General features: G+C 56.9%; 20 protein-coding genes and 2 tRNA genes. 14 read left to right on the forward strand and 8 right to left on the reverse strand.

The genetic code is table 11. The annotated features are described in order from the left end of the window. Position 1 precedes the first annotated feature (1 nt). The 14 genes from folP (at position 2) to GHO25_RS08500 (ending at position 13,252) form a co-directional block, all read left to right on the forward strand. The gene (folP, locus tag GHO25_RS08435; protein WP_048385670.1) at positions 2-853 is read left to right on the forward strand and encodes a dihydropteroate synthase; all 852 of its coding nucleotides are present in this window, start codon (positions 2-4) and stop codon (positions 851-853) included. A gap of 16 nt (positions 854-869) precedes the next feature. Further along, on the forward strand, positions 870-2,207 hold the full coding sequence (gene glmM / locus GHO25_RS08440; RefSeq protein WP_048373262.1) for a phosphoglucosamine mutase: 1,338 nt from the start codon (positions 870-872) through the stop codon (positions 2,205-2,207). Between the two features lie 66 nt (positions 2,208-2,273). Next, a complete protein-coding gene (tpiA, locus tag GHO25_RS08445; protein WP_153390577.1) occupies positions 2,274-3,029 on the forward strand; it encodes a triose-phosphate isomerase in 756 nt (251 codons plus the stop codon). A gap of 4 nt (positions 3,030-3,033) precedes the next feature. Beyond that, positions 3,034-3,417 (forward strand): preprotein translocase subunit SecG, encoded by a 384-nt coding sequence (secG, locus tag GHO25_RS08450; protein ID WP_048373267.1) that lies wholly within the window; start codon positions 3,034-3,036, stop codon positions 3,415-3,417. Between the two features lie 29 nt (positions 3,418-3,446). Further along, positions 3,447-3,532: transfer RNA gene (locus GHO25_RS08455), tRNA-Leu, on the forward strand. Between the two features lie 97 nt (positions 3,533-3,629). Next, positions 3,630-3,706 (forward strand) — tRNA-Met (locus GHO25_RS08460). 142 nt (positions 3,707-3,848) lie between these two features. After that, a complete protein-coding gene (rimP, locus tag GHO25_RS08465) occupies positions 3,849-4,307 on the forward strand; it encodes a ribosome maturation factor RimP (protein ID WP_048385666.1) in 459 nt (152 codons plus the stop codon). Positions 4,308-4,354: 47 nt separating this feature from the next. After that, positions 4,355-5,836 carry a transcription termination factor NusA gene (gene nusA, locus GHO25_RS08470; protein ID WP_153334004.1) on the forward strand — a complete coding sequence of 494 codons (1,482 nt, stop codon included), beginning with the start codon at positions 4,355-4,357 and terminating at the stop codon, positions 5,834-5,836. A gap of 27 nt (positions 5,837-5,863) precedes the next feature. Next, on the forward strand, positions 5,864-8,377 hold the full coding sequence (gene infB / locus GHO25_RS08475) for a translation initiation factor IF-2 (protein WP_048385662.1): 2,514 nt from the start codon (positions 5,864-5,866) through the stop codon (positions 8,375-8,377). Between the two features lie 158 nt (positions 8,378-8,535). After that, the gene (gene rbfA, locus GHO25_RS08480) at positions 8,536-8,934 is read left to right on the forward strand and encodes a 30S ribosome-binding factor RbfA (protein ID WP_048373275.1); all 399 of its coding nucleotides are present in this window, start codon (positions 8,536-8,538) and stop codon (positions 8,932-8,934) included. 3 nt (positions 8,935-8,937) lie between these two features. Continuing rightward, on the forward strand, positions 8,938-9,855 hold the full coding sequence (truB, locus tag GHO25_RS08485) for a tRNA pseudouridine(55) synthase TruB (RefSeq protein ID WP_048385660.1): 918 nt from the start codon (positions 8,938-8,940) through the stop codon (positions 9,853-9,855). Between the two features lie 162 nt (positions 9,856-10,017). Next, positions 10,018-10,287, forward strand: a complete 270-nt coding sequence (rpsO, locus tag GHO25_RS08490; protein ID WP_048373279.1) for a 30S ribosomal protein S15 — start codon at positions 10,018-10,020, stop codon at positions 10,285-10,287. A 225-nt stretch (positions 10,288-10,512) separates the two neighbouring features. Further along, on the forward strand, positions 10,513-12,618 hold the full coding sequence (gene pnp, locus GHO25_RS08495) for a polyribonucleotide nucleotidyltransferase (protein WP_178110033.1): 2,106 nt from the start codon (positions 10,513-10,515) through the stop codon (positions 12,616-12,618). A gap of 280 nt (positions 12,619-12,898) precedes the next feature. Beyond that, positions 12,899-13,252 (forward strand): BON domain-containing protein, encoded by a 354-nt coding sequence (locus GHO25_RS08500; protein ID WP_048373282.1) that lies wholly within the window; start codon positions 12,899-12,901, stop codon positions 13,250-13,252. 417 nt (positions 13,253-13,669) lie between these two features. On the opposite strand, the gene GHO25_RS08505 is transcribed toward GHO25_RS08500, so the two are convergent. From GHO25_RS08505 to GHO25_RS08540, 8 genes are all read right to left on the reverse strand, one after another. Next, positions 13,670-16,594 (reverse strand): DUF748 domain-containing protein, encoded by a 2,925-nt coding sequence (locus tag GHO25_RS08505; protein ID WP_153390579.1) that lies wholly within the window; start codon positions 16,592-16,594, stop codon positions 13,670-13,672. Positions 16,595-16,702: 108 nt separating this feature from the next. Beyond that, entirely contained in the window at positions 16,703-17,716 is a 1,014-nt protein-coding gene (locus tag GHO25_RS08510; RefSeq protein WP_153390581.1) for a class I SAM-dependent rRNA methyltransferase, read from the reverse strand. A gap of 74 nt (positions 17,717-17,790) precedes the next feature. Then, positions 17,791-18,660 carry an oxygenase MpaB family protein gene (locus GHO25_RS08515; protein WP_048373286.1) on the reverse strand — a complete coding sequence of 290 codons (870 nt, stop codon included), beginning with the start codon at positions 18,658-18,660 and terminating at the stop codon, positions 17,791-17,793. A 47-nt stretch (positions 18,661-18,707) separates the two neighbouring features. Next, the gene (gene pgi / locus GHO25_RS08520) at positions 18,708-20,372 is read right to left on the reverse strand and encodes a glucose-6-phosphate isomerase (protein ID WP_048373288.1); all 1,665 of its coding nucleotides are present in this window, start codon (positions 20,370-20,372) and stop codon (positions 18,708-18,710) included. Positions 20,373-20,639: 267 nt separating this feature from the next. Next, complete coding sequence (gene panC, locus GHO25_RS08525; RefSeq protein WP_048385648.1) at positions 20,640-21,500, reverse strand: pantoate--beta-alanine ligase; 861 nt, start codon at positions 21,498-21,500, stop codon at positions 20,640-20,642. Next, positions 21,497-22,297 (reverse strand): 3-methyl-2-oxobutanoate hydroxymethyltransferase, encoded by an 801-nt coding sequence (gene panB / locus GHO25_RS08530; protein WP_153390583.1) that lies wholly within the window; start codon positions 22,295-22,297, stop codon positions 21,497-21,499. The genes panC and panB overlap by 4 nt, the downstream gene beginning before the upstream one ends. Before the next feature lie 206 nt (positions 22,298-22,503). Continuing rightward, on the reverse strand, positions 22,504-23,004 hold the full coding sequence (gene folK / locus GHO25_RS08535) for a 2-amino-4-hydroxy-6-hydroxymethyldihydropteridine diphosphokinase (RefSeq protein ID WP_153390585.1): 501 nt from the start codon (positions 23,002-23,004) through the stop codon (positions 22,504-22,506). A 3-nt stretch (positions 23,005-23,007) separates the two neighbouring features. After that, positions 23,008-24,399, reverse strand: coding sequence for a polynucleotide adenylyltransferase PcnB (locus GHO25_RS08540; RefSeq protein WP_048385644.1), 1,392 nt, complete (start codon positions 24,397-24,399; stop codon positions 23,008-23,010). Positions 24,400-24,852 lie beyond the last annotated feature (453 nt).

Below are 24,852 nucleotides of genomic sequence, written 5' to 3' on the forward strand. Positions count from 1 at the left end.
AATGACTTCTGTTCAGTCCCTGACCCGGTTGCCTTGCGGCAACCGGGTTCTTGATTTAGCCCATACGCATGTTATGGGTATTCTCAACGTTACCCCAGATTCCTTTTCTGACGGTGGTCGCTTTGCGCCGGCGGATTCGGCTGTGCGCCATGCAGAGTCGATGGTGCTGGCGGGCGCAACCCTCATTGATGTCGGGGGGGAGTCGACGCGTCCGGGTGCCCGTGTAGTCCTGGCACAGGAAGAGCTTGATCGGGTCGCCCCTGTAGTTGAGCGCATCAGTCGTGAACTAGATGTGATTATCTCGGTCGATACCTCCACGCCAATCGTCATGACGGAAGTTGCGCGCCTCGGTGCGGGGCTTATCAATGATGTTCGCTCGTTACGTCGTGAAGGTGCCTTGCAGGCTGCTGCAGCTACAGGTTTGCCGGTGTGCTTGATGCACATGTTGGGCGAGCCGGGCGATATGCAGGATAATCCGCATTACACGGATCTGGTGGGTGAGGTCTCGGCGTTTCTGCTGGAGCGTACCCGGCAATGCGTTGCGGCCGGTATTGCGCCAGAGCGTATTGTGCTGGACCCAGGGTTTGGCTTTGCAAAAACACTGCAACATAACCTCAGCTTGTTCAAGCATATGGAGGCCCTGCATGCGTTGGGGCGGCCTTTGCTGGTGGGTGTGTCGCGTAAAAGTATGATTGGTCAGGCGTTGAATCGGCCTGTCACTGAGCGCTTGTCTGGCAGCCTTGCGCTGGCGGCACTTGCCGTGACCAAGGGCGCGCGTATTTTGCGTGTCCATGATGTGGCCGAAACGGTTGATGTGGTACGGATGATCGCAGCGGTAGAGTCCGCCGACTAAGAATGATGGAGCACTTATGACGAAGAAGTATTTTGGCACCGACGGTATTCGCGGTCGCGTCGGCGTTTATCCGATTACCCCGGATTTCATGCTCAAGTTGGGTTGGGCGGCGGGTATGGCGTTTCGTAGCATGGGTGCTTGTCGGATTCTGGTGGGTAAGGACACGCGTATTTCCGGTTACATGTTTGAATCGGCGCTAGAAGCGGGCCTGTCGGCTGCGGGTGCAGATGTCATGCTTCTGGGACCAATGCCGACACCGGCCATTGCGTACCTGACGCGAACTTTTCATGCCGAAGCCGGCATCGTGATCAGTGCGTCGCACAATCCTCATGACGACAACGGCATCAAGTTTTTCTCGGGTGAGGGTACCAAGCTCCCCGATGAAGTTGAGCTGATGATCGAAGAGTTGCTCGACGCACAGATGACCGTTGTGGACTCGGACAAGCTTGGCAAAGTGTCGCGTATCAATGATGCGTCCGGTCGCTATATCGAGTTCTGCAAAAGCAGTGTGCCGACCAGTACCAACTTTAGCGGCCTGAAAGTGGTTCTCGACTGCGCTCACGGCGCGACCTACAAGGTTGCCCCTAGCGTGTTCAAAGAGCTGGGCGCCAACGTTACGGTGTTGTCGGCCCAGCCCAATGGTTTGAACATCAACGACAACTGCGGCTCGACGCATATGGAGTCGTTGCAGGCGGCTGTGCTCGCTGAAAAAGCCGACCTGGGTATCGCCTTCGACGGTGACGGTGACCGCGTGCTGATGGTGGATCACACGGGCGCCATTGTTGATGGTGACGAGTTGCTGTTCATCATTGCGCGAGACCTGCATGAGCGCGGCAAGCTGCAGGGCGGTGTGGTGGGCACGTTGATGAGCAACCTGGGGCTTGAGCTGGCCTTGGCTGATCTGGGTATTCCATTTGTGCGTGCCGGTGTCGGTGACCGTTATGTGATTGCTGCACTGCAAGAGCGTGACTGGCAGATCGGTGGTGAAAACTCCGGGCATATCGTTTGCTTCCAGCACACCACAACCGGCGACGCGATTATTGCGGCGCTGCAAGTGTTGTTGGCGCTGCGCCGTCGTGGTGAAAGCCTCGCTCAAGCGCGTCAAGCGCTGCGCAAATGCCCGCAAGTACTGTTGAACGTGCGTTTTAGCGGGGGCGTCAATCCAGTTGAGCACCCGGCTGTAAAAGAGGCGTGTGCACGTGTTACCGATGAAATGAAAGGCCGTGGCCGCGTGTTGCTGCGCAAGTCTGGCACTGAGCCTTTGGTGCGTGTCATGGTCGAAGGTGACGACGAAAACATGGTTCGCGGCTACGCAGAAGAGCTGACAAAGCTAGTAAGTGAAGTTTGTGCCTGATTTCGGCTTGCAAGCGTTGATTTGGTTGGGTAACATCTGCGCCCACTTTGACCGACGAGGTAAAGCATGCGTCGCACTATGGTAGCTGGTAACTGGAAGATGCACGGTACCCGCGCCAGCGTCGCTGAGCTGATCGATGGTCTGCGTAATCTGGACTTGCCGAGTGATGTTGAAATCGCGGTATTCCCGTCTGACTTGTTTATTGATCGTGTAATCAATGGCTTGGAAGATACGCCAATCTCGGTTGGCGCTCAGGATGCTGCGATAGACTCCAAGCAAGGTGCGCTGACTGGGGAGATATCTCCAAGCCAGTTGGTGGATGCGGGTTGTGAGCTGGTGTTGATAGGGCACTCTGAGCGACGCCTGATTTTAGGTGAGTCGGACGAGACGCTGAATCGCAAGTTTGCAGCTGCTCAAGCTTCTGGCTTAACGCCGGTGTTGTGCATAGGGGAGACCCTGGCGCAGCGCGAAGCGGGGCAAACGCTTGAGGTTGTAGAGCGTCAACTGAACGCTGTCATTGATGAGTTCGGTATTGATGTCTTTGCAAGCGCAGTGATTGCATACGAGCCGGTCTGGGCTATTGGTACCGGGCTGACTGCAACACCGCAGCAAGCGCAAGATGTGCATGCGGCCATTCGCGCACAGCTGGCGCAGAAGAATCCTGAGGTGGCACAAGGTGTGCGGCTTCTATACGGCGGCAGCGTGAAGGCGGCCAATGCGGTCGAACTGTTCAGCATGCCGGATATCGATGGGGGGCTCATTGGTGGGGCTTCCCTGAATGCAGATGAGTTCGGTGCGATTTGTCGCGCCGCGGGAAACTGAGAAAATGCTGGAAACAGTCGTAGTGGTTTTTCATCTGTTGGCTGCATTGGGTGTAATTACCCTGGTATTGCTGCAACAGGGTAAAGGTGCGGATGCTGGAGCATCTTTCGGAGCAGGTGCATCAAATACTGTGTTCGGAAGCCAAGGTTCCTCTACCTTTCTTAGTAAGTTTACTGCTATACTTGCCGCAGGTTTTTTCATAACCAGCTTAGGGTTAGGTTACTTTGCTAAAGAGAAAGCTCATGAGCTGACTCAAGTAGGTTTGCCAGATCCAGCAGTGTTGGAAGCACCAAAGCAAAAACCGGCTTCAGATGATGTGCCGGTGCTTAATGAGCAAAAGTCGGCTACTCCAGCGACTGACGTACCTCCAGCTCAAGAGCAAAAGTAAAACGGGTTTCATGATGTAACTGTAGTATTGCCGAGGTGGTGGAATTGGTAGACACGCAACCTTGAGGTGGTTGTGCCCATAGGGTGTAGGGGTTCGAGTCCCCTTCTCGGTACCAATTATCAAGAATGCCCGCAGTTGCGGGCTTTCTTGTATGTGGAAGGCTGGAATTGACCCTGCAAAGGATCAGCCGTATACTTCCGCTCCAGCTTTGTCGCGGGATGGAGCAGTCTGGTAGCTCGTCGGGCTCATAACCCGAAGGTCGTCGGTTCAAATCCGGCTCCCGCAACCAGTTTTAGCGGAGCCCCTTTTTCAGGGGCTTTTTGTTAACTGGACACTTTATAGCGTCGATATTCAGCGACGTTTCAGAGATGGGCGATTCGCCCATTTTTTTATTTTGCACAGCATGCACAAACATGCACTAGGGGGTTCAGGTGTCGAGCAAGCTAGAAGAGTTGCAGGCCTTGTTGGCCCCGGTGGTCGTGGCCCTTGGCTATGAATGCTGGGGTATTGAATTTTCGGCTCAGGGCCGCCATTCAATGTTGCGTGTGTATATCGACAAAGAAGGCGGCGTATTGGTGGATGACTGCGCAATTGTCAGTCGTCAAATCAGTGGCGTTCTGGATGTCGAAGATCCTATCGCTGTTGAATACACCCTTGAAGTTTCCTCTCCTGGCATGGAACGCCCTCTGTTCACACTTGAACAGTTTGCCCAGTTTGTCGGTGAGCAAGTAAAGATCAAGCTGCGCTCACCCTTTGAAGGGCGACGCAACTTTCAGGGCCTTCTACGCGGCGTAGAGGAACAGGACGTTGTGGTGCAAGTGGATGACCACGAGTTCTTGTTGCCGATCGATATGATCGACAAGGCCAACATTATTCCCAGTTTTGACTGAGACGCGGATCCCGCGGATCCAATGGCTTGCGAAAGGCGAGGCGTACGATGAGCAAAGAAGTACTGCTGGTTGTTGAGTCGGTGTCCAATGAAAAGGGCGTACCGGCAAACGTAATTTTTGAAGCGCTGGAGCTGGCTCTGGCCACCGCTACCAAAAAGCGTTTTGAGGACGAAGTCGATCTGCGTGTGGAAATCAACCGCCACACCGGTAACTATGAGACTTTCCGTCGCTGGACTGTGGTCGAAGACGAAGATCTGGATGATCCAGCAATCGAGTTGGCTGTAGACCAGGCCCAGGCAAAACGGCCAGGCGCTGTAGCCGGCGATGTTATCGAAGAGAAAATCGATTCCATCGAATTCGGTCGGATTGCTGCACAAACGGCCAAACAGGTCATTGTGCAAAAAGTCCGCGAAGCTGAGCGTGCTCAAGTAGTCGATGCTTATCGCGAGCGTTTGGGCGAGATCATTTCTGGCACCGTTAAAAAAGTGACACGTGACAATGTGATCGTCGATCTGGGTAACAACGCTGAAGCGTTGCTGGCCCGTGAAGACATCATCTCGCGTGAAACTTTCCGTGTTGGCGTACGCCTTCGCGCATTGCTGAAAGAAATTCGCACCGAGAACCGCGGTCCTCAACTGATTCTGTCGCGTACTGCGCCAGAGATGTTGATCGAGCTGTTCCGTATCGAAGTTCCAGAGATCTCCGAGGGCCTGATCGAAGTGATGGCGGCCTCCCGCGATCCTGGATCACGCGCTAAAATTGCCGTTCGCTCCAAAGACAAACGCATCGATCCGCAAGGTGCCTGCATTGGTATGCGTGGTTCACGCGTTCAGGCAGTGTCCGGCGAATTGGGCGGAGAGCGAGTGGATATCGTCCTGTGGGATGACAACCCGGCGCAGTTCGTGATCAACGCGATGTCGCCAGCAGAAGTAGCGGCAATTATTGTCGACGAAGATGCCCATGCAATGGACATCGCCGTTGGCGCAGACAATCTGGCCCAGGCGATTGGTCGCGGCGGTCAGAACGTACGTTTGGCTAGCCAGTTGACTGGCTGGACCCTGAACGTGATGACCGAATCGGACATCCAGGCTAAGCAGCAAGCAGAAACCGGCGACATCCTGCGCAACTTCATCGAAGAGTTGGAAGTTGATGAAGAGTTGGCGCAGGTGCTGGTTGATGAAGGCTTCACCAGCCTGGAAGAGATTGCCTACGTACCGGTGGAAGAAATGCTCAACATCGACGGCTTTGACGAAGATATCGTCAACGAGCTTCGCGCTCGGGCCAAGGATCGTTTGTTGACTAAAGCCATCGCTACTGAGGAAAAGCTGGCAGACGCCCATCCGGCCGAAGACCTGCTCTCGCTTGAGGGTATGGACAAGGATTTGGCGATGGAACTGGCGGTGCGCGGCGTAATTACCCGCGAAGACCTGGCCGAGCAGTCTATTGACGACCTGCTCGACATCGACGGCATTGACGATGATCGTGCCGGCAAGTTGATCATGGCCGCCCGAGCCCATTGGTTCGAGTAATTAGGCGCGGCCTGAGGAGAGAAATGCATGACGCAAGTCACGGTGAAACAACTGGCCGATGAGGTCAAAACACCGGTTGAGCGCCTGTTGCAGCAGATGCGTGAGGCAGGTCTGCCGCACACCGCCGCCGAGCAGAATGTGACCGACAGTGAGAAGCAAGCTCTGCTGACTCACCTGAAAAGCAGCCACAAGGCGAAAGTGGAAGAACCGCGCAAAATCACTTTGCAGCGTAAAACCACCAGTACCCTGCGTGTTGCTGGAAGCAAAAGCATCAGCGTTGAAGTACGTAAGAAGAAAGTCTTCGTACAGCAAAGCCCGGAAGAAATCGAAGCCGAGCGCAAGCGCGAGCTGGATGAACGCCGCGCAGTAGAAAATGCTGCACGTCAAAAGGCTGAAGAAGAGTCCAAGCGTCGCGCCGAAGAAGAAGCGCGTCGTCAGCCTGCGGCTGTTTCGGCTCCTGCACCTGCTCCTGCTGCCGCCCCTGCACCTGTGCAAGCTGCACCGGCAGCAGCGCCTGCGCCAGCTCCTGCAGCCGATGCACGCAAGCGTGATGAACAGCGCCGTCCGGACAAACCACGTGCTGACGACAACAATCGTCGCGGTGGCGGCGGTGATGGCGAGCGCAAAAACGCTCCGCATCGTGCTTCTGTTAAAGAAAAAGCGCCTACTCCACGCGTTGCTCCTCGCACTTCCGAAGAAGAAAGCGATGGCTTCCGTCGCGGTGGTCGTGGCAAGAGCAAGCTGAAGAAGCGCAACGCTCACGGTTTCCAGAGCCCAACCGGCCCTGTGGTTCGTGACGTACAGATTGGCGAAACCATCACTGTCGGCGATTTGGCTGCACAGATGTCGGTCAAAGCTGCCGAAGTGATCAAGTTCATGTTCAAGCTGGGTACTCCAGCCACCATCAACCAGGTACTGGATCAGGAAACTGCCCAACTGGTTGCTGAAGAACTGGGCCACAAAGTCACTCTGGTCAGCGACAACGCCCTGGAAGATTCTCTGGCCGAGTCCCTGAAGTTTGAAGGCGAGTCGTTCTCCCGTGCACCGGTTGTGACCGTAATGGGTCACGTTGACCACGGTAAAACGTCCCTGCTCGACTACATCCGTCGTGCCAAGGTTGCTGCTGGCGAAGCCGGTGGTATTACTCAGCACATCGGTGCATACCACGTTGAAACCGAACGCGGCATGGTCACGTTCCTCGACACCCCGGGTCACGCTGCGTTTACCGCAATGCGTGCACGTGGTGCCAAGGCCACTGACATCGTGATTCTGGTTGTGGCTGCAGACGACGGCGTGATGCCGCAAACCATCGAAGCTGTTCAGCACGCGAAAGCGGCTGGCGTGCCGCTGGTGGTTGCAGTGAACAAAATCGACAAGCCAGGTTCTGACCTCGATCGCATCCGTAGCGAACTGTCCGTTCACGGCGTGACCTCGGAAGAGTGGGGTGGTGACACTCCGTTTGTTCCGGTCTCGGCGAAAATGGGTACCGGCGTTGACGAGCTGCTTGAAGCTGTCTTGCTGCAAGCTGAAGTTCTGGAACTCAAGGCCACTCCATCGGCTCCTGGCCGTGGCGTAGTGGTTGAGTCCCGTCTGGACAAAGGCCGTGGTCCTGTTGCGACTGTTCTGGTTCAAGACGGTACCCTGCGCCAAGGCGACATGGTACTGGTCGGTTCCAACTACGGCCGCATCCGCGCCATGCTTGATGAGAACGGCAAGGCCATCAAGGAAGCCGGTCCATCCATCCCAGTCGAGATCCTCGGCCTGGACGGTACGCCAGACGCTGGCGACGAGATGAGCGTAATGACTGACGAGAAGAAGGCACGTGAAGTTGCCCTGTTCCGTCAAGGCAAGTTCCGCGAAGTGAAACTGGCGCGTGCTCACGCAGGCAAGCTGGAAAACATCTTCGAGAACATGGGCCAGGAAGAGAAGAAGACGCTTAATATCGTCCTCAAATCTGACGTCCGTGGTTCGTTGGAAGCTCTGCAGGGCGCTCTGAGCGGCCTGGGTAACGATGAAGTGCAAGTGCGCGTAGTGGGCGGCGGTGTCGGTGGTATCACCGAGAGCGACGCTAACCTGGCACTGGCCTCCAACGCTGTATTGTTCGGCTTCAACGTGCGTGCCGATGCCGGCGCTCGCAAGATCGTCGAGCAAGAAGGCCTGGACATGCGTTACTACAACGTCATCTACGACATCATCGAAGACGTCAAGAAAGCCCTTACCGGCATGCTTGGCAGCGACGTTCGGGAGAACATCCTGGGTATTGCTGAAGTCCGCGACGTGTTCCGTTCGCCTAAGTTCGGTGCAATCGCCGGTTGTATGGTTGTGGAAGGTGTTGTTCACCGTAACCGTCCAATCCGTGTACTGCGCGACGACATCGTTATCTTCGAAGGCGAGCTGGAATCCCTGCGCCGCTTCAAGGATGACGCGTCTGAAGTACGTGCCGGCATGGAATGCGGTATCGGCGTCAAGAGCTACAATGACGTCAAAGTCGGTGACAAGATCGAAGTGTTCGAGAAGGTCCAGGTTGCTCGCAGCCTCTAAATCGCGAGCTTCAAGAGCAAGGACGAGCCATCGCATGCCCATGCGTTGTGCTCGGTCCGGACTCTAAACGCAACGCCCGGTCCGGCTTCTGTCTGGCCGGGCGTTTGCCGCTTTCAGAACGCATGGGTTTCCCATGGGTGAGTAACAGGTAACAAGACATGGCAAAAGAATACAGCCGTACCCAACGTATCGGCGATCAGATGCAGCGCGAGCTGGCCCAGCTGATCCGTCGCGAAGTCAAAGACCCGCGCGTAGGTCTGGTCACCATTACGGCGGTGGAAGTGAGCCGTGACGTCGGTCACGCCAAAATCTTCATCACCGTCATGGGCCAGGACAACTCGCAAGACATCGCTCAGACCATCAAGGTGCTGAACGCTGCGGCGGGCTTCCTGCGTATGCAACTGGCACGTGAAATGAAGCTGCGCAGCGTTCCTCAATTGCACTTCCACTACGACGAAAGCGTCGCACGTGGTGCTCACCTGTCCGCTTTGATCGAGCGCGCAGTGGCTGAGGACAACCAGCACGACGCCTCTGCTCCTGAAGACACCAAGGAGTAAGCGGTGGCTCAGGTCAAGCGTATCCGTCGTAACGTCAGCGGCATCATCCTGCTCGACAAGCCGCTTGGATTCACCTCCAACGCGGCCTTGCAGAAAGTTCGCTGGCTGCTCAATGCCGAGAAGGCAGGGCACACCGGTAGCCTCGATCCATTGGCCAGCGGCGTATTGCCGTTGTGCTTTGGCGAAGCCACCAAGTTTTCGCAATACTTGCTCGATTCCGACAAGGGTTATGAAACCCTGATGCAATTGGGCAAGACCACCACCACCGCCGATGCGGAAGGTGAAGTTTTGCAAACGCGCCCAGTGACCGTTGGTCGCGCCGATATCGAAGCGGTTTTGCCTAAATTTCGTGGGCAAATCAGTCAGATACCGCCGATGTACTCGGCGCTCAAGCGCGATGGCCAGCCACTTTACAAGTTGGCGCGTGCGGGTGAAGTGGTGGAGCGTGAACCGCGTTCTGTTACTATTACCCGCCTCGAATTACTGGCCAGCGAAGGCGACACCGCGCGCTTGTCGGTTGACTGCACCAAAGGCACCTATATCCGTACCCTCGTGGAAGATATCGGTGAAGAACTGGGCTGTGGTGCATATGTTGCAGAGTTGCGACGCACACAAGCCGGACCTTTCAGCCTCGCGCAGACTGTGACGCTGGAAGAGCTGGAAGCCGTACACGCCGAGGGCGGCAACGAAGCGGTTGATCGCTTCCTGATGCCATCGGACAGTGGCTTGCTCGACTGGCCGCTGCTGCACTTTTCGGAGGCCAGCGCGTTCTATTGGCTCAATGGCCAGCCGGTACGTGCTCCCGATGCACCCAAGTTCGGTATGGTGCGGGTACAAGATCACAACGGTCGCTTTATCGGTATCGGTGAAGTGAGCGAAGACGGGCGTATCGCGCCGCGTCGACTGATTCGGTCAGAATGACCGGAGCAGCTCGGTTCGAGGCTTAACGGTCGCGGGCCGAACTGATAGAGGGTGGCTGTTATTAGGCACGGTCACATCTCACTTTTTTAATACGAGGATTTGTCCTCGGCCTATTGGATCTGTCTTGCTTGCAAGCAGAGCCCTAAAGAAAGGAAATGCCTCATGGCACTGACAGTTGAACACAAAGCAGAAATCGTAAAAGACTACCAGCAAGCTCCAGGTGATACTGGTTCTCCAGAAGTGCAAGTTGCACTGCTGACCTTTAACATCAACACGCTGCAAGGTCACTTCAAGGCCAACGGTAAAGATCACCACTCCCGTCGTGGTCTGATCCGCATGGTAAACCAGCGTCGTAAGCTGCTGGACTACCTGAAAGGCAAGGACATCAGCCGTTACGCTGCGCTGATCGCTCGCCTGGGTCTGCGTCGCTAATAGCGATGTTGCTAGAGGCTGGTTGTTTGTTGCGCGCCTGTGGGGTTCCCACGGGCGTGCGGCAGGCTTCCAGCCTCAAGTTTTATCTGGACCAGACGGATTCTTACGAAAGCTCACCCTAACGGCTGCTTTCGTAAGCATCTTGAGTCGGGCACGTCCCGGCGGTGCACACGTTTTTCGCAAGAAACCCGTTCCCCAAGAGTCACAAAGAGAAGGTAGGACACCGTGAACCCGGTTATCAAAAAATTCCAGTTCGGTCAGTCGACCGTCACCCTCGAGACTGGCCGTATCGCCCGTCAGGCTTCCGGCGCAGTATTGGTCACCGTTGACGACGACGTCAGCGTGTTGGTGACCGTTGTCGGTGCCAAACAAGCTGATGCAGGCAAGGGCTTCTTCCCTCTGTCTGTTCACTACCAAGAAAAAACCTACGCCGCGGGTAAAATCCCGGGCGGTTTCTTCAAGCGTGAAGGTCGCCCTTCCGAGAAAGAAACCCTGACCTCGCGTCTGATCGACCGTCCGATCCGCCCGCTGTTCCCGGAAGGCTTCATGAACGAAGTGCAGGTTGTCTGCACCGTTCTGTCCACCAGCAAGAAGACCGATCCGGACGTCGCTGCGATGATCGGTACCTCGGCTGCCCTGGCCATTTCCGGTATTCCTTTTGATGGTCCAATCGGCGCTGCCCGCGTTGCTTACCACGAAAGCACCGGCTACCTGCTGAACCCGACTTACGAGCAACTGGCCGCTTCGAGCCTGGACATGGTTGTTGCCGGTACGTCGGAAGCCGTGTTGATGGTTGAATCGGAAGCCAAAGAGCTGACCGAAGACCAGATGCTGGGCGCGGTACTGTTCGCTCACGACGAGTTCCAGGTTGTTATCCAGGCCGTTAAAGAGCTGGCTGCTGAAGCTGCCAAGCCAACGTGGGACTGGGCTGCTGCCCCAGAAGCCACCGCACTGCTGGGCGCGATCCGTGCCGAGTTCGGCGAGGCGATCTCCCAGGCTTACACCATCACCATCAAGGCCGACCGTTACGCTCGTCTGGGCGAACTGAAAGACCAAGTGGTTGCCAAGCTGTCCGGTGAAGAAGGCCAGCCTTCTGCCAGCGAAGTTAAAGCTGCATTCGGCGAAATCGAATACCGCACCGTTCGCGAAAACATCGTAAACGGCAAACCGCGTATCGATGGCCGTGACACCAAGACTGTTCGTCCTCTGAACATCGAAGTTGGCGTTCTGCCAAAAACTCACGGTTCGGCACTGTTCACCCGTGGTGAAACTCAGGCGCTGGTGGTTGCAACGCTGGGTACTGCCCGTGATGCACAACTGCTGGATACCCTGGAAGGCGAGAAAAAAGACCCGTTCATGCTGCACTACAACTTCCCTCCGTTCTCGGTAGGTGAGTGTGGTCGTATGGGTGGCGCAGGTCGTCGCGAAATCGGTCACGGCCGTCTGGCGCGCCGTTCGGTTCAGGCCATGCTGCCTGCTGCTGACGTGTTCCCGTACACCATCCGTGTGGTATCGGAAATCACTGAATCCAACGGTTCCAGCTCCATGGCTTCGGTCTGTGGTGCATCCCTGGCACTGATGGACGCTGGTGTTCCGATGAAGGCACCGGTTGCCGGTATCGCCATGGGCCTGGTTAAGGAAGGCGAGAAGTTCGCAGTTCTGACCGACATCCTGGGTGACGAAGACCACCTGGGCGACATGGACTTCAAAGTAGCCGGTACCTCCAAAGGTGTTACCGCGCTGCAGATGGACATCAAGATCAAAGGCATCACCGAAGAAATCATGGAGATCGCCCTGGGCCAAGCCCTGGAAGCTCGCCTGAACATCTTGGGCCAGATGAACCAGATCATCGGTCAGTCGCGTAACGAACTGTCGGCTAACGCGCCGACCATGATCGCGATGAAAATCGACACCGACAAAATCCGTGATGTTATCGGTAAAGGCGGCGCGACTATCCGTGCAATCTGTGAAGAAACCAAGGCTTCGATCGACATCGAAGACGACGGTTCGATCAAGATCTTCGGCGAGTCCAAAGAAGCAGCAGAAGCGGCTCGTCAGCGCGTTCTGAGCATCACCGCTGAAGCTGAAATCGGCAAAATTTACATCGGTAAGGTTGAGCGCATCGTCGACTTCGGCGCATTCGTCAACATCTTGCCAGGCAAAGACGGCCTGGTTCACATCTCGATGCTGAGCGATGCTCGTGTTGAGAAAGTGACTGACATTCTGAAAGAAGGTCAGGAAGTGGAAGTACTGGTACTGGACGTGGACAACCGCGGCCGTATCAAGCTGTCGATCAAAGACGTAGCAGCTGCCAAGGCGTCGCAAGCTTAATCGCTGCGAACGCCTACTTTGAAAAAAGGATCCTTCGGGATCCTTTTTTTATGCCTGCACAAAAAACAGTGCAAAAGGCCATGATCGAAAACCCGCAACTTGCATGCTGATTTGAATGGCGTCATGCAATCTGCACGACAGGCTAAAACTGATCGATAAGTAACTCGTTGATAATAAAGGATTTTATTGTTTTAAAAAGTTGGCACAGGCCCTGCAATAGTACTGGTAACCCTGCTGCTGTGAGACGGCGCAGATTTTTAAGAAGACAGGAGTTACTTGTATGAAGAAGTTCGCTATTGCTGCCGCAACTGCCACCGCTCTGACCATGACTCTGGCCAACGCTGCGTTCGCAGCTCAAGCAACGACTCAAGCGCCAATGGTTGTTGCCGCGGGTGAAGTCACCAAAGCCAAGGAAGCTACTTCTGATACTTGGATCACGACCAAAGTTAAATCTGACCTGCTGACCGAAAAGGGCATTCCAGGTTCGGACATCAAAGTTGAAACCAACAAAGGCGTGGTGTCCCTGTCCTCGACAGTCGCGATCACCGAAGCCCAGAAAAAGATCGCGGTCGACATCACCAAGAAGATCAAAGGCGTTAAAGCTGTTTCGGCTGACGGCCTGAAAGCAGAGTAATCCCGCTAATTCGTAGAGCCGGGGGAAAGCAGGAGCAGGTGATTTAAGCGTTACGCCTGCAGCTTTCAGAATAGGTTCATGCGACGGCCACACGGATGTGGTCATTACAGCCCCCGGCGTACTGCGCCGGGGGCTGTTCTATTTTGCGGGCCAACGCCCAAGATCAAAAGATCGCAGCCTGCGGCAGCTCCTACAGGCCGGGTGGTTAGCCGAGCTGTCGCGCAGCAAACAGGACACCGATAATCGTCAGCATCCCCCAATCGGTTCCCTCTCCTGCGGGAGAGGGCTAGGGTGAGGGGGCTTTTAGATCAAAAGCCAGATCAACAGATCGCGAGACAAGCTCGCTCCTACAGAGCGCTCAGAATCAATCGCTTATTTTTTGTGTGATGACTGTCGAGGTACGAAGGTTTCTGGCCTTTACTCGCTGTCCAAATGCAGCGGTGAAATCACCCGGCCATCGCTTTCGGCTTCGCCCAGGGTGGCGTCGATGAAGTACACGCGCTCATCAGCCAAACCGCCTTTGTCGACGAGGTAGTCTTTGATGCTGCTTGCCCGCTCCTGGCCCAGTTGGCGCAGTAGCACGTCGCTTTTACTCCAGAAGTCGATCAACGCGGCACTCATCTTGGCAGCGCGTTCATCGCGACTCAGCTTGGCCCACTCCGCAGGGGGTTGCTGCTTGAGACGTGCCCGGTAGATGCCTTCCAGCAAGGGGCCTTTTTCATCCTCAGGGACCTTCAGCAACGATGCCTGAGCAGGCACTTTGTCGCCACGGCGCTGGAGGATCTTGTAGTAGTTGTACTGGTACTCACGCTCCAGACGTTCTTGGGCAATCAGCGGGCCGTCGCTGCTGCGGGCAGCCGTGCCTTCAATCTCCAAACGCAGTGCCGGGCGTTGTTTCAAGGCTTGCGCCAATGTGTTCAGGGCCTTTTGCGCTTCCGGGCTCAGTTCGCTCGAGCCTGGCGCGAATGACACTGTGCCAAGGTCTTCAGAGCCGCCGCCGGTGATCAGCCCGCCAATAAACTTGAACGGCGCTTGGGCGGCACGCAGGACCAAGTTGCGCAAGGTTTGCCAAACAATCGGCATCACACTGAACTGCGGGTTGTTCAGGTCGCCTGTTACCGGCAATTCGATCGAAATCGTCCCGTCGGTATCTTTAAGCAAGGCCACCGCCAGTTTCAGCGGCAGATTGACGGCGTCGGGGCTATCGACCTTCTCACCCAGTTGCAACTGCTCAATCACCACCTTGTTCTCAGCCTTAAGCTGGCCTTTGGTAATCAGGTAGTGAAGGTCCAGGCTCAGTCGGCCCTTGCGAATGCGATAACCGGCGAATTTGCCTGAATAGGGCGTCAGCGTGGTCAGTTCGACGCGTTTGAAGCTGGTGGCGATATCGAGGCTGGCCATCGGGTCAAAAGGATTGACGTTACCCTTGATCGTGACCGGCGCGTAGCGGTCAACCTTGCCCGCCACATTCACACTGGCCGGTTTGGCCTGACGGCTGTCAATGGTGCCAATCTCACCGTTGAGCTGTTGAATGGCCGTGGCAAAAAACGGTGTCAGGGTGAAGTCGGCAAAGTTGGCCGAGCCGTCATTGATCGCAATGCCGCCCACATGAATGGCCAAAGGCCTGCTCGCGCTTGCTGCCGGTTTTGTCGCGCTTTTCGCGTCCTTATTCGGGGCTTGCGGGATTAACAAGTCGTCAATGTTGGTGGTGCGGTCATCATTGATCATGAAGCGCACGTAGGGCTGTGTCAGGTTGACCTTGGCAATCGACAGGCTGTCGTCGTGCTGGTACTTGAGGTTTTCGAGTACCAGGCGCTGCCACTTCAGGAAATCACGGTTTTTCATCGTGTCCAGCGTGTGCAACTGATCGACCTGGGCACGGCCTTCTACGGTAAAGGCCAGCGGTTCGGTGCCTTTGAGGTCCACCGCCAGATCACTGCCGAGCATGCCGCTGCGCAGTTCCAGGCGCAGAAACGGGTCGATGTAGGCTTGGGCGACCCGCAGGTCGATGTCTTTGGTGGTGACTTTGAGTTTCGCGCTGATCGGGCTCAAGTTGACGTCGCCGCTGGCCGTCAACTTGCCTTGTTTACCCACTCCGGTGTCGAGTGCGACCGAGAAGGGCGAGCGATTAAGGCTGTCAAAATTCTTCAGGTTGAGGTTAAGCGGGCCAACATCCAGCGCGACGGGTGTTTTGGGCTCTTTGTCGGCCAGGTGCACACGGTAGTCGCGCAACTCAACATCCTTGAGCAGCACTTGCCAGGGTTTGCTGGGCGCTACCGGTGCCGGCTTTGGAGCTTCAACGGTGACGACTTCATCGGTTTTTGGTGCCGGTTTGGCCGGTTGGCTGGCAAACAGCTTTTGCCAATCGAGCTGACCATCTTTTTCGCGAGCGGCCCAAGTTTCCAGGTTGTTACTCTGGATTTTGCCGACCACCACCTGCTGTTTGGCCAAATCGACAGTAGTGTCGCTGACCGTCAAACGTTCCAGGCGCGCCAGCGGACGACCATCCGGGGCATTGACCTTAAATGGCGCAATGCTGGCCGTGAGGTTGTTCAGGACCAGTTCGGTGTCTTTGGCCAGGTTCAGCGTGTAGTCCGTGCTGAAGTTCAGCACGCCGTTTTCAAGCACCAAGGGCAGTGCATCGCGCACATACGGCCACCAGGCTTTCATTTGGCTATCGGTGACGCTGAGCTTGCCGCTGGAGGCAATCGGGACCAGACTCAGTGTGCCGGTCCAGTCTATGCGCCCACCCGCTGGACCGTTCGCCACCAGCGTCATGTTGGCGTTGTCTTCGGGCAGGGTGCTGAGGTTTTTCAGTTCAAGGTTCATCGAGTCATACAGAAACTCGATCGGCTCGCTGGGCCGCTGATCAATAAAATGCAGGTAGCCGTCAGCGAGTTTGATGGTGTCGATACGTACCGGGAAAGGCTTGCTGTCGGGGTTGTCAGGCGTTGGCTCGCTGGCTGGCAACTTGAACAGCTGGGTCAGATTGAACGTGCCGTCCTTGTTGAACAGTAGTTCGGTCTTGGGCTTGTCCAGTTGCACGTCGGTCAGGTGCAGGGCTTTGGTCCACAGGCTGTCGACTTGCAGGTTGGTGTAAAGGCGGTCGAACCCGACTTGTTCCTTGCCGGGTTTGCCCACTCTAAAGCCCCACAGCGTCAGCTCGAGGCTGAAGGGATTGAACTCCAACCGGTCGAGTTTGGCCGGGACAGTAGCGTAGTTGGCTAGCTGCTGATTGATGATGCGCAAGCCGACGCCGGGCACGATAAAGAAGCCCAGCACGCTATAAATCGCGATAGCCGTTAACACTGCGCCAATGGCGCGTAACAATCCTTTGAGCATGTGAGGCGTCGTCTTTACGTTCAGGAGTGCCTTTGAGTATGGCACGCGTTTCCGGTTCCGATATGAGCGCCTTATTTCGGGTAGGACTTTTCCCTTTGGTGCCGCGTTTTAGAACTGCAAAATCAGTGTTTTCAGCGGCGGCTGGTTATCCATGGACGGGAAGTCTGCAGCGGGTGTCAGGACCTGCCAGTCGCGCACGGGGCGACCAGCCTTCTCGGCGCAGCGCAAGACTTGCTCACGCCAATCGTCCATGCTGACTTTTGCCAGGTTGTTACAACAGATCAGCACCCCGTCCTTGGCGGTGGTGAGTACCGCAGGCTTGAGCAGGCTTTGATAGTCGCGCAGCAGGTCGACGGTGCCGAATGCACTTTTGGCCCAGGCGGGCGGGTCGAGCAGCACCAGGTCGTATTCACGCTGATCGAGGCGCGGGTAGGCCGGCAGTTTGTGACGGCGTTGTACGATGGGCAGCCCGGCCAGTTGGCGGATCGCGGCGAAGTAGTCGGACTGCACAAACTTCATTTTTTTCAGTTCCGGGTTCAGCAGGCCATTTTCACGGCCTACCGCCAGGTTGCCCTCGGCAAAGTCCAGGTTGCAGACTTCACTGGCCCCGCCCGCGGCTGCGCTCAGGCCCACACCGCAGGTGTAGGCAAAGAGGTTGAGGACGCTTTTACCGGCGCTGTGTTGTTTGACCCAGCCGCGTGCATTACGCAGATCGAGAAACAACAGCGGGTCCTGGCCAGCATGGCGACCGCGTACGCGGTAGTTGAGCCCCCATTCGTGACCGACCATGTCAACCAGCGCAGCGTCTTCAGCGCGGTACACCGTGTCTTCGCGATCGATGCGCGAGTTGCCCTGGGAGCGGTCGTTGTAGACCAGCAGCAACTCCAGGCCCAAGTGTTGGTTGATGGCGTCATGCAGTTGCAGCAGATCATCGCGCTCCAGGCGCTGATGGAAGCTTTGCACCAGCAACTGCGGGCCGTAGCGGTCGATGGTTAAACCGCCAGCGCCTTCCTGGCTGCCGTGGAACAGGCGATAGCAATCAGTGCCCTGGCTGTGCAGCTCGGCCAGCAGATCGTGACGATTATCGAGGGCGGCGCGCAGCGCCTGATTCAAGGAAGACATGCGTTGCGCCTTGGGGGACAGATAAGGCGCGGCAGTTTAACAGAACAGACACTGTCACCGCTGCCTGGCGCCAGTCATTCAAGCCCCATACGCCGCCGTGCACGTTGCACCGAGCCATTGCGCACGGCCCAGCGCAAAATCGGCGCAGTGCTGTTCACGCACGTGCGCACGAGCTGGCGGGTGACAGGACGTTGTTCAAGCCCAAGTTGATCACTGGCCCAATCGGGCAGCAAATCTATCCCGGCCTGCATCATCAATGCCCCAAACGGTTTGGCCAGCAGGCTGGGGGCGGGGGCATTGAGCAGCAGGCGAATCACTTCATGGCTGCGTTCATCGCACAGCAACTGCGGGCGAACACGGTCGAGGTACTCGGCGATTTGCTGGCGTGAGCGCGGCACCTGCGTAGCGCCCAGGCGTTCAGCGACCAAGGCTATTTCGTCGTAGTAACGGTCTTGATCTTCGCCAGACAAGTGCGGATTACGGTAGCGAAGATGGGCCGCAAGGAAGTTGCTGACTTCGGCCACATGCACCCAGGTGAGCAGTTCAGGGTCGCTGGCGGCATAAGGCCGGCCATCAAGCCCGGTGCCGGTCACTTGCAGGTGAATGGTGCGTACTTTGTCGATCAACCAGTTGGCGTCCGCGGTGGAGCCAAAGGTGGTGCCGGAAATAAACTGCCCGGTGCGACGCAACCGGCCCAGCATGTCCTGGCGGAAATTGGAGTGGTCCCATACCCCGGCCAGGGCCAGTGGGTGCAAGGCTTGCAGCATCAAGGCGCTGATGCCGCCAATCAGCATGCTGGTGAAGTCACCGTGCACACGCCAACTGATCGAGTCCGGGCCAAACAGGCCAGGGTCGCCTTTAGGGTTTTCGAGGTCGAGACGCCCGAGTGAAAGCCCGGTCAGGCTCATGATCTGGCGTTCGATGGGGCGGCGGATAAGTTCCATGGTGCCTCGGTTGAGCCAGCCAGTCGGGAAGACTGGCTGGCTATCAATCAACCGCGATGACGGCCGCGGAAGTAGTTGATCAGACCTTGGGTCGATGCGTCTTCAGCTGGCTCTTCGAGGTTGCCGGTCAGGCGGTTGTAAACGCCTTTGCCGAGTTCTTTGCCCAGCTCAACGCCCCACTGGTCGAACGCGTTGATGCCCCAGATAACGCTTTGTACGAAGACTTTGTGCTCGTACAGCGCCACCAGCGCACCCAGACGGCGCGGGCTGATGCGTTCAACCACCAAGGTATTGCTCGGACGGTTGCCCGGGATGACCTTGTGCGGCGCGAGCTTTTGCACTTCGTCTTCGCTCATGCCCTTGTCGCGCAACTCGGCTTCGGCTTCTGCACGGGTTTTACCCAGCATCAGCGCCTGGCTTTGCGACAAGCAGTTGGCGTACAACCACTGATGGTGATCGGACACCGGGTTGAAGCTGACAATCGGCACGATAAAGTCGGCCGGAATCAGCAGGGTCCCCTGATGCAGCAACTGGTGATAAGCGTGCTGACCGTTGCAGCCTACGCCGCCCCAGATCACCGGGCCGGTGTCGGTCGAAACCGGTGTGCCGTCCTGGCGCACGCTCTTGCCGTTGGATTCCATGTCCAGCTGTTGCAAGTGCTTGGTGATGTTACGCAGGTAGTGGTCGTACGGCAGGATCGCGTGGCTTTGCGCGCCCCAGAAGTTGCCGTACCACACACCCAGCGCGGCCATCAGCACCGGCATGTTCTGTTCGAACGGGGCGTTCTGGAAGTGCTGGTCCATGCTGTAAGCACCGGACAGCAGTTCTTTGAAGTTGGACATGCCGATGGCCAGTGCAATCGGCAAACCGATGGCCGACCACAGCGAGTAACGACCGCCTACCCAGTCCCACATCGGGAAGATGTTTTCTTCGCGAATACCGAACGCTACGGCCGCCGCGTTATTGCTCGACACGGCGATAAAGTGGCGATGCAGTTCAGCCTCCGAACCACCCTGAGCCAAGTACCAGGCCCGCGCTGCTTGAGCGTTCTTGAGGGTTTCGAGGGTGTTGAAGGATTTCGACGAGACGATAAACAGCGTGGTTTCGGCGCGCAGTTTTGCGGTCAGTTCGTGGAACTCGCTGCCGTCGATGTTCGCCAGATAGTGGCAGCGAACGCCTTTTTGCGCGTAGGACAGCAGTGCTTCAGACACCAGCTCAGGGCCGAGGAACGAGCCGCCAATGCCGATGTTGACCACGTCAGTGATTGGCTTTTCGGTATAACCACGCCACAGACCGTCGTGAATCCGGCCGACCAGCTCGGTCATTTGGTTCAGGACTTTGTGCACCTGCGGCATGATGTTGACGCCGTTCACCGACAGTTTGTCGGCCACAGGGCGACGCAGTGCCGTGTGCAGGGCCGGGCGACCCTCGGAGGCGTTGACGATGTCGCCTTCAAACAGCGACTTGATCGCGTTTTTAAGATCGGCTTCGTTGGCCAGATTGACCAGCAAGCTGCGGGTCTGGTCGGTGATCAGGTTTTTCGAGTAATCCAGAAACAACCCGCAGCTGCTGAGGGTGAAATCCTCAAAGCGCTTGGGGTTGCTGTTGAACGCATCGCGCATGCTGAAATGTTGCATGTCGGCGCGGTGAAGTTTGAGCGCTTGCCAGGCGGGCAGAGCGGTAACGTCGTGAGGAGTGCGGTAGTACGCCATCGCTGCGAATATCCTTTTGCTTGAACTGCCTTTTGGACACTGAAAACACCGAAACCTTCGATCTGAGGTCAAGATTTCGGCTGGTCTGATTCTGCGCTTCATTCAGAAGCAGGGCGATTACAGTAAACCTCGCGCCTGCTTCTGTCTCGGCTTTGTCTGACACTGCTGCGTAACTTTTGTCACGAGCATGTTACTCGGGTACTACACAGTTTTCAGTGATAGGTGAAGGGTTAGGCGGCGGATCTGCTGTTCCGTGCAATCTGCTTGTTAAAAAGAACCTTCAAGGTTCAGGTGAATGTTGTCGATCAGGCGTGTTGCCCCCAGGAACGCCGCAACCAGAATCACCAGATCGCGATCATCGGCGGTGGCTGGCAGCAGAGTTTGTGCCTGGCGGATCTCCAGGTAGTCGGGGCGAAACCCTTTGGCTTCGATCAGCGCCAGGTGGTGGCGAACCAGCCCGGCATAATCACGCTCACCGGCCTTGATGGCCTGGGCGATTTCGTTCAGATGGCGATACAGCGCTGGCGCGAGCTGGCGCTGTTCTTCGGTCAAATAGCCATTGCGCGAAGACAACGCCAGGCCGTCTTCAGCACGCACAGTCGGCTCGCCAATAATCTGCACCGGGATGTTCAGGTCAAGGACCATGGCGCGGATAACGGCCAGTTGCTGGAAGTCCTTTTGGCCAAAAATGGCCAAGTCGGGCTGAACCATATTGAACAGCTTGCTGACGACAGTGGTGACGCCGTCGAAATGCCCCGGACGGCGGCTGCCGCACAGTTCATTGCTCAGTTGGGCTGCGGTCACGCGGGTCAGGCCCGTCATGCCGTTGGGGTACATTTCTTCTACGGTCGGCGCGAACAGCAGGTTGCAGCCCGCTTGCAGGAGCGTTTCCTGGTCGGCCGCGAGCGTACGCGGGTAGGTGTCGAGGTCTTCATTGGCACCGAACTGCAGCGGGTTGACGAAAATGCTCGCCACCACGAAATCGGCTTGCTGAGCAGCGGTGGTGACCAAAGCCGCATGGCCGCTGTGCAGGTTGCCCATGGTGGGCACCAGGCCGATTTGTTTGCCTTCGCTGCGAGCGCGTGCGACGGCTGCGCGCAACTCGCGAACGGTTTTGACTGTGTTCATGCAGAGAATCCGTGTTCGGTGCCAGGAAAGCTGACGGCTTTAACTTCAGCCACGTAAGCGCTGATTGCGGACTGGATGTCGGGTTGACCCGTCATGAAGTTCTTCACGAACTTGGGAACGCGTCCGGTCAGTGACAGGCCGAGCATGTCGTGCAGGACCAGCACCTGGCCGTCGGTGTCACTGCCAGCGCCAATACCGATCACCGGGATTTTCACCGCGTGGGTGATTTCCTTGGCCAATTCACTGGGGACGCATTCGAGCAGCAACATGGCTGCACCGGCTTGCTCCAGGGCAATGGCATCGGCGCGCATCTGGCGGGCCTGATTTTCGTTGCGGCCCTGGACTTTATAACCGCCCAGAACGTTGACGGTTTGCGGTGTAAGGCCCATGTGGGCGCACACCGGAATACCGCGCTCGGCCAGCAAGCGGATCGACTCGGCAAGCCACACGGCACCTTCCACTTTGACCATGTGCGCACCCGCCTGCATCAGTTGGGCACTGTTGTTCAGGGTTTGTTCGGTGGTCGCGTTGGCCATGAAGGGCAGGTCGGCGAGGATCAGTGCGTCCTGGTTGCCGCGTTTGACGCTGGCCACGTGGTACGCCATGTCGCGGGTAGTAACTGGCAGAGTGCTGTCATGCCCTTGCAGAACCATGCCCAGGGAGTCGCCCACCAGTAACACTTCCACACCCGCCTGATTACAGACGTGGGAAAAGGTGGCGTCATAGCACGTCAGCATGGTGATTTTTTCACCTTTTTGCTTAAGGCTTTGCAGGGTGGTCAGGGTAATAGCCGGCATGAAAAAGGATCCTCGTCAGGCAGTGTGATAACCACTGCGTGTCACGCATGTGATTCATCGTAGAAGCAGGCACACCTTTTAGTAACGGTGCTTATAACGCCTGCTTTTCACATTGCGCCGTCGAATGGACGGCAGCGGGATGCCTATAGTCGTGACGGGGACACTGGAAGTCAATTAGAGGTGTTACCGCGTGGGTGTTACCGCAGTTATTGATTCGTTTCAGCGAATGGCGCCATACGCTCAAGGCCGACGAATGGGCAGTCTGAAAGCAATTGCTCAAGACGGCGGCCGTCAGCGAGTACCAGCGCTGCGGGCGCCAGTTCAGTCAGCGGGTACAGCACGAAAGGGCGGGCGTGCATATGGTAGTGCGGGACTTTAAGGCGAGGTTCGTCGATCAGGCGATCGCCGAAGAGCAGGATGTCCAGATCCAGCGTGCGCGGACCCCAGCGTTCGTGACGCTCGCGGCCCTGATCAAGCTCGATGGCTTGCAGGGCATCCAGCAGTTCCAGCGGTGCCAAGGTGCTGTCGATGGCCGCCACAGCATTGGTGTAGCGCGGCTGGCCGGGCAGTAACGAGTCGCTTTGATAGAACGCCGAAACACCGGCCAGAGTTGACTGCGGCAGTTGCGCCAGCGCCTGGACAGCGCTGCGCAATTGCTCTGTGGGCTCAGCCAGATTGCTGCCCATGCCGATGTAGATACGTTCCATCACTTACTCGTCTGCGCCTGCACGTTTACGCTTGCTACTGCTGGTACGGCGACGTTTGCGCGGGGCAGGGCCGGTGCCATCATCCTTGGCATTGCTAAGTTCGCGGATCATCTCGCGGCGACCGCTGTCGTTGGCGTCCTGGTAGTCGGTCCACCACTCGCCCAGGCCGTGGGTCTGTTCGCCAGCGCTTTCACGCAACAGCAAAAAGTCATAGCCGGCACGGAAGCGCGGGTTATCCAGTAATGCATCGGCGCGTTTGCCACTGCGGCGCGGCAGGCGTTCTTGCATGTCCCAGATCTCGCGGATCGGCAGCGTGAAACGCTTGGGGATGGCAATGCGCGTGCATTGTTCTGCGATCAGGTCATGCGCTGCTTCCTGCATGGCCGGGATGGCGGGCATGCCACGGTCTTGCAATTGCATGACCCGTGTCGGCAGGGCTGGCCACAACAAGGCGGCAAAGAGGAACGCCGGGGTGACCGGTTTGCCTTGTTTGATCCGCAGGTCAGTGTTGCGCAAGGCTTCGCTGATCAGGGTGTGGGTGTACGTCGGGTTGTGCTCAAGAGCTTCGGCACTGGCCGGGAACAGTTGATCGAACAACTGCAGGTCAACCAGCATCTCGAAGGTGTCTGCCGCGTTGCCCGACAGGAACAGCTTGAGAACTTCTTCGAACAACCGCGCAGACGGGATCTCGCGCAGCATCGGTGCCAGGGCCTGGATCGGTGCGGCGGTGTGTTTTTCGATACCGAAGTCGAGCTTGGCCGCGAAGCGCACCGCACGCAGCATGCGTACCGGGTCTTCCTGGTAGCGCTGCTGAGGGTCGCCGATGAGGCGAATCAGGTGATTGCGGATGTCGTGTACGCCATTGGCGTAATCGAGAATGCGCTCGCTGACCGGGTCGTAGTACAGGGCGTTGATCGTGAAGTCACGACGCTGGGCGTCTTCTTCAAGGGTGCCGTAAACGTTGTCACGCAAAATGCGCCCGCTTTCGTTACGCGAGGACTGGTTGCTGTCTTCCTCTTCGTCATTTTGCGGGTGGTTGGCGCGGAAGGTCGCGACTTCGATGATTTCACGGCCAAAGTGGATGTGAACCAACTTGAACCGGCGGCCAATGATCCGCGCATTGCGAAACTCTGCACGCACCTGTTCAGGGGTGGCGCTGGTGGCAACGTCGAAGTCTTTTGGCGTGATGTTGAGCAGCATGTCGCGCACACAACCGCCGACCAGATAGGCCTCATAACCGGCGTTCTGCAGACGTTCGACGATGTTGACGGCGTAACGGCTGAATTGAGCGCGTTGCAGCGAGTGTTGGCCGCTGTTGAGCACTTCTGGGGTGCTACGCAGTTGTTGCGTGCGACGCTTGGGAGTACGGAGTGACTGGAACAGCTTCTTCAGCATGGGATGCACTGTTTGAAGGAATGTTCGGCCAAAACGAAGAATGACCGCATGATGGGCGGGGATTCTAGCATTTAGTCAGGGGATGGTGTAGGAAGCTGAGCCGCTCTTGCGCGCGAAGCTACAAACGGCACGCTATAAATAGCTACCAGAGGCTTGAGTTAGAGCCGGTAAGCGATTTTTTCTGAATCGCAGCAAGCACAAGGGGAGCCGAAGCTCCCCCAGAATTAGTTGCATGCTCTATTTTTATTATGAGTTTCGGGCTTTTTGTTTTTGTTAAGTGCCCTGGTTACCAGGTTTTAGCCTGTGTAACCCTCTCAAATTGAGAGATAAGAGCAAACGGATTGCTTTGGTCGCTGTGTTGATGTGATCAATGATCCAACTAGTTCAGGCTCTGCTTTAAGTGCAGTTTTTGTTGTTCTCTGCCTAGCCGTGGGGCAAGCCCCATGTACAACG

The organism is Pseudomonas sp. FSL R10-1350 (genome assembly GCF_009600525.1).
GTDB lineage: Bacteria > Pseudomonadota > Gammaproteobacteria > Pseudomonadales > Pseudomonadaceae > Aquipseudomonas > Aquipseudomonas helleri.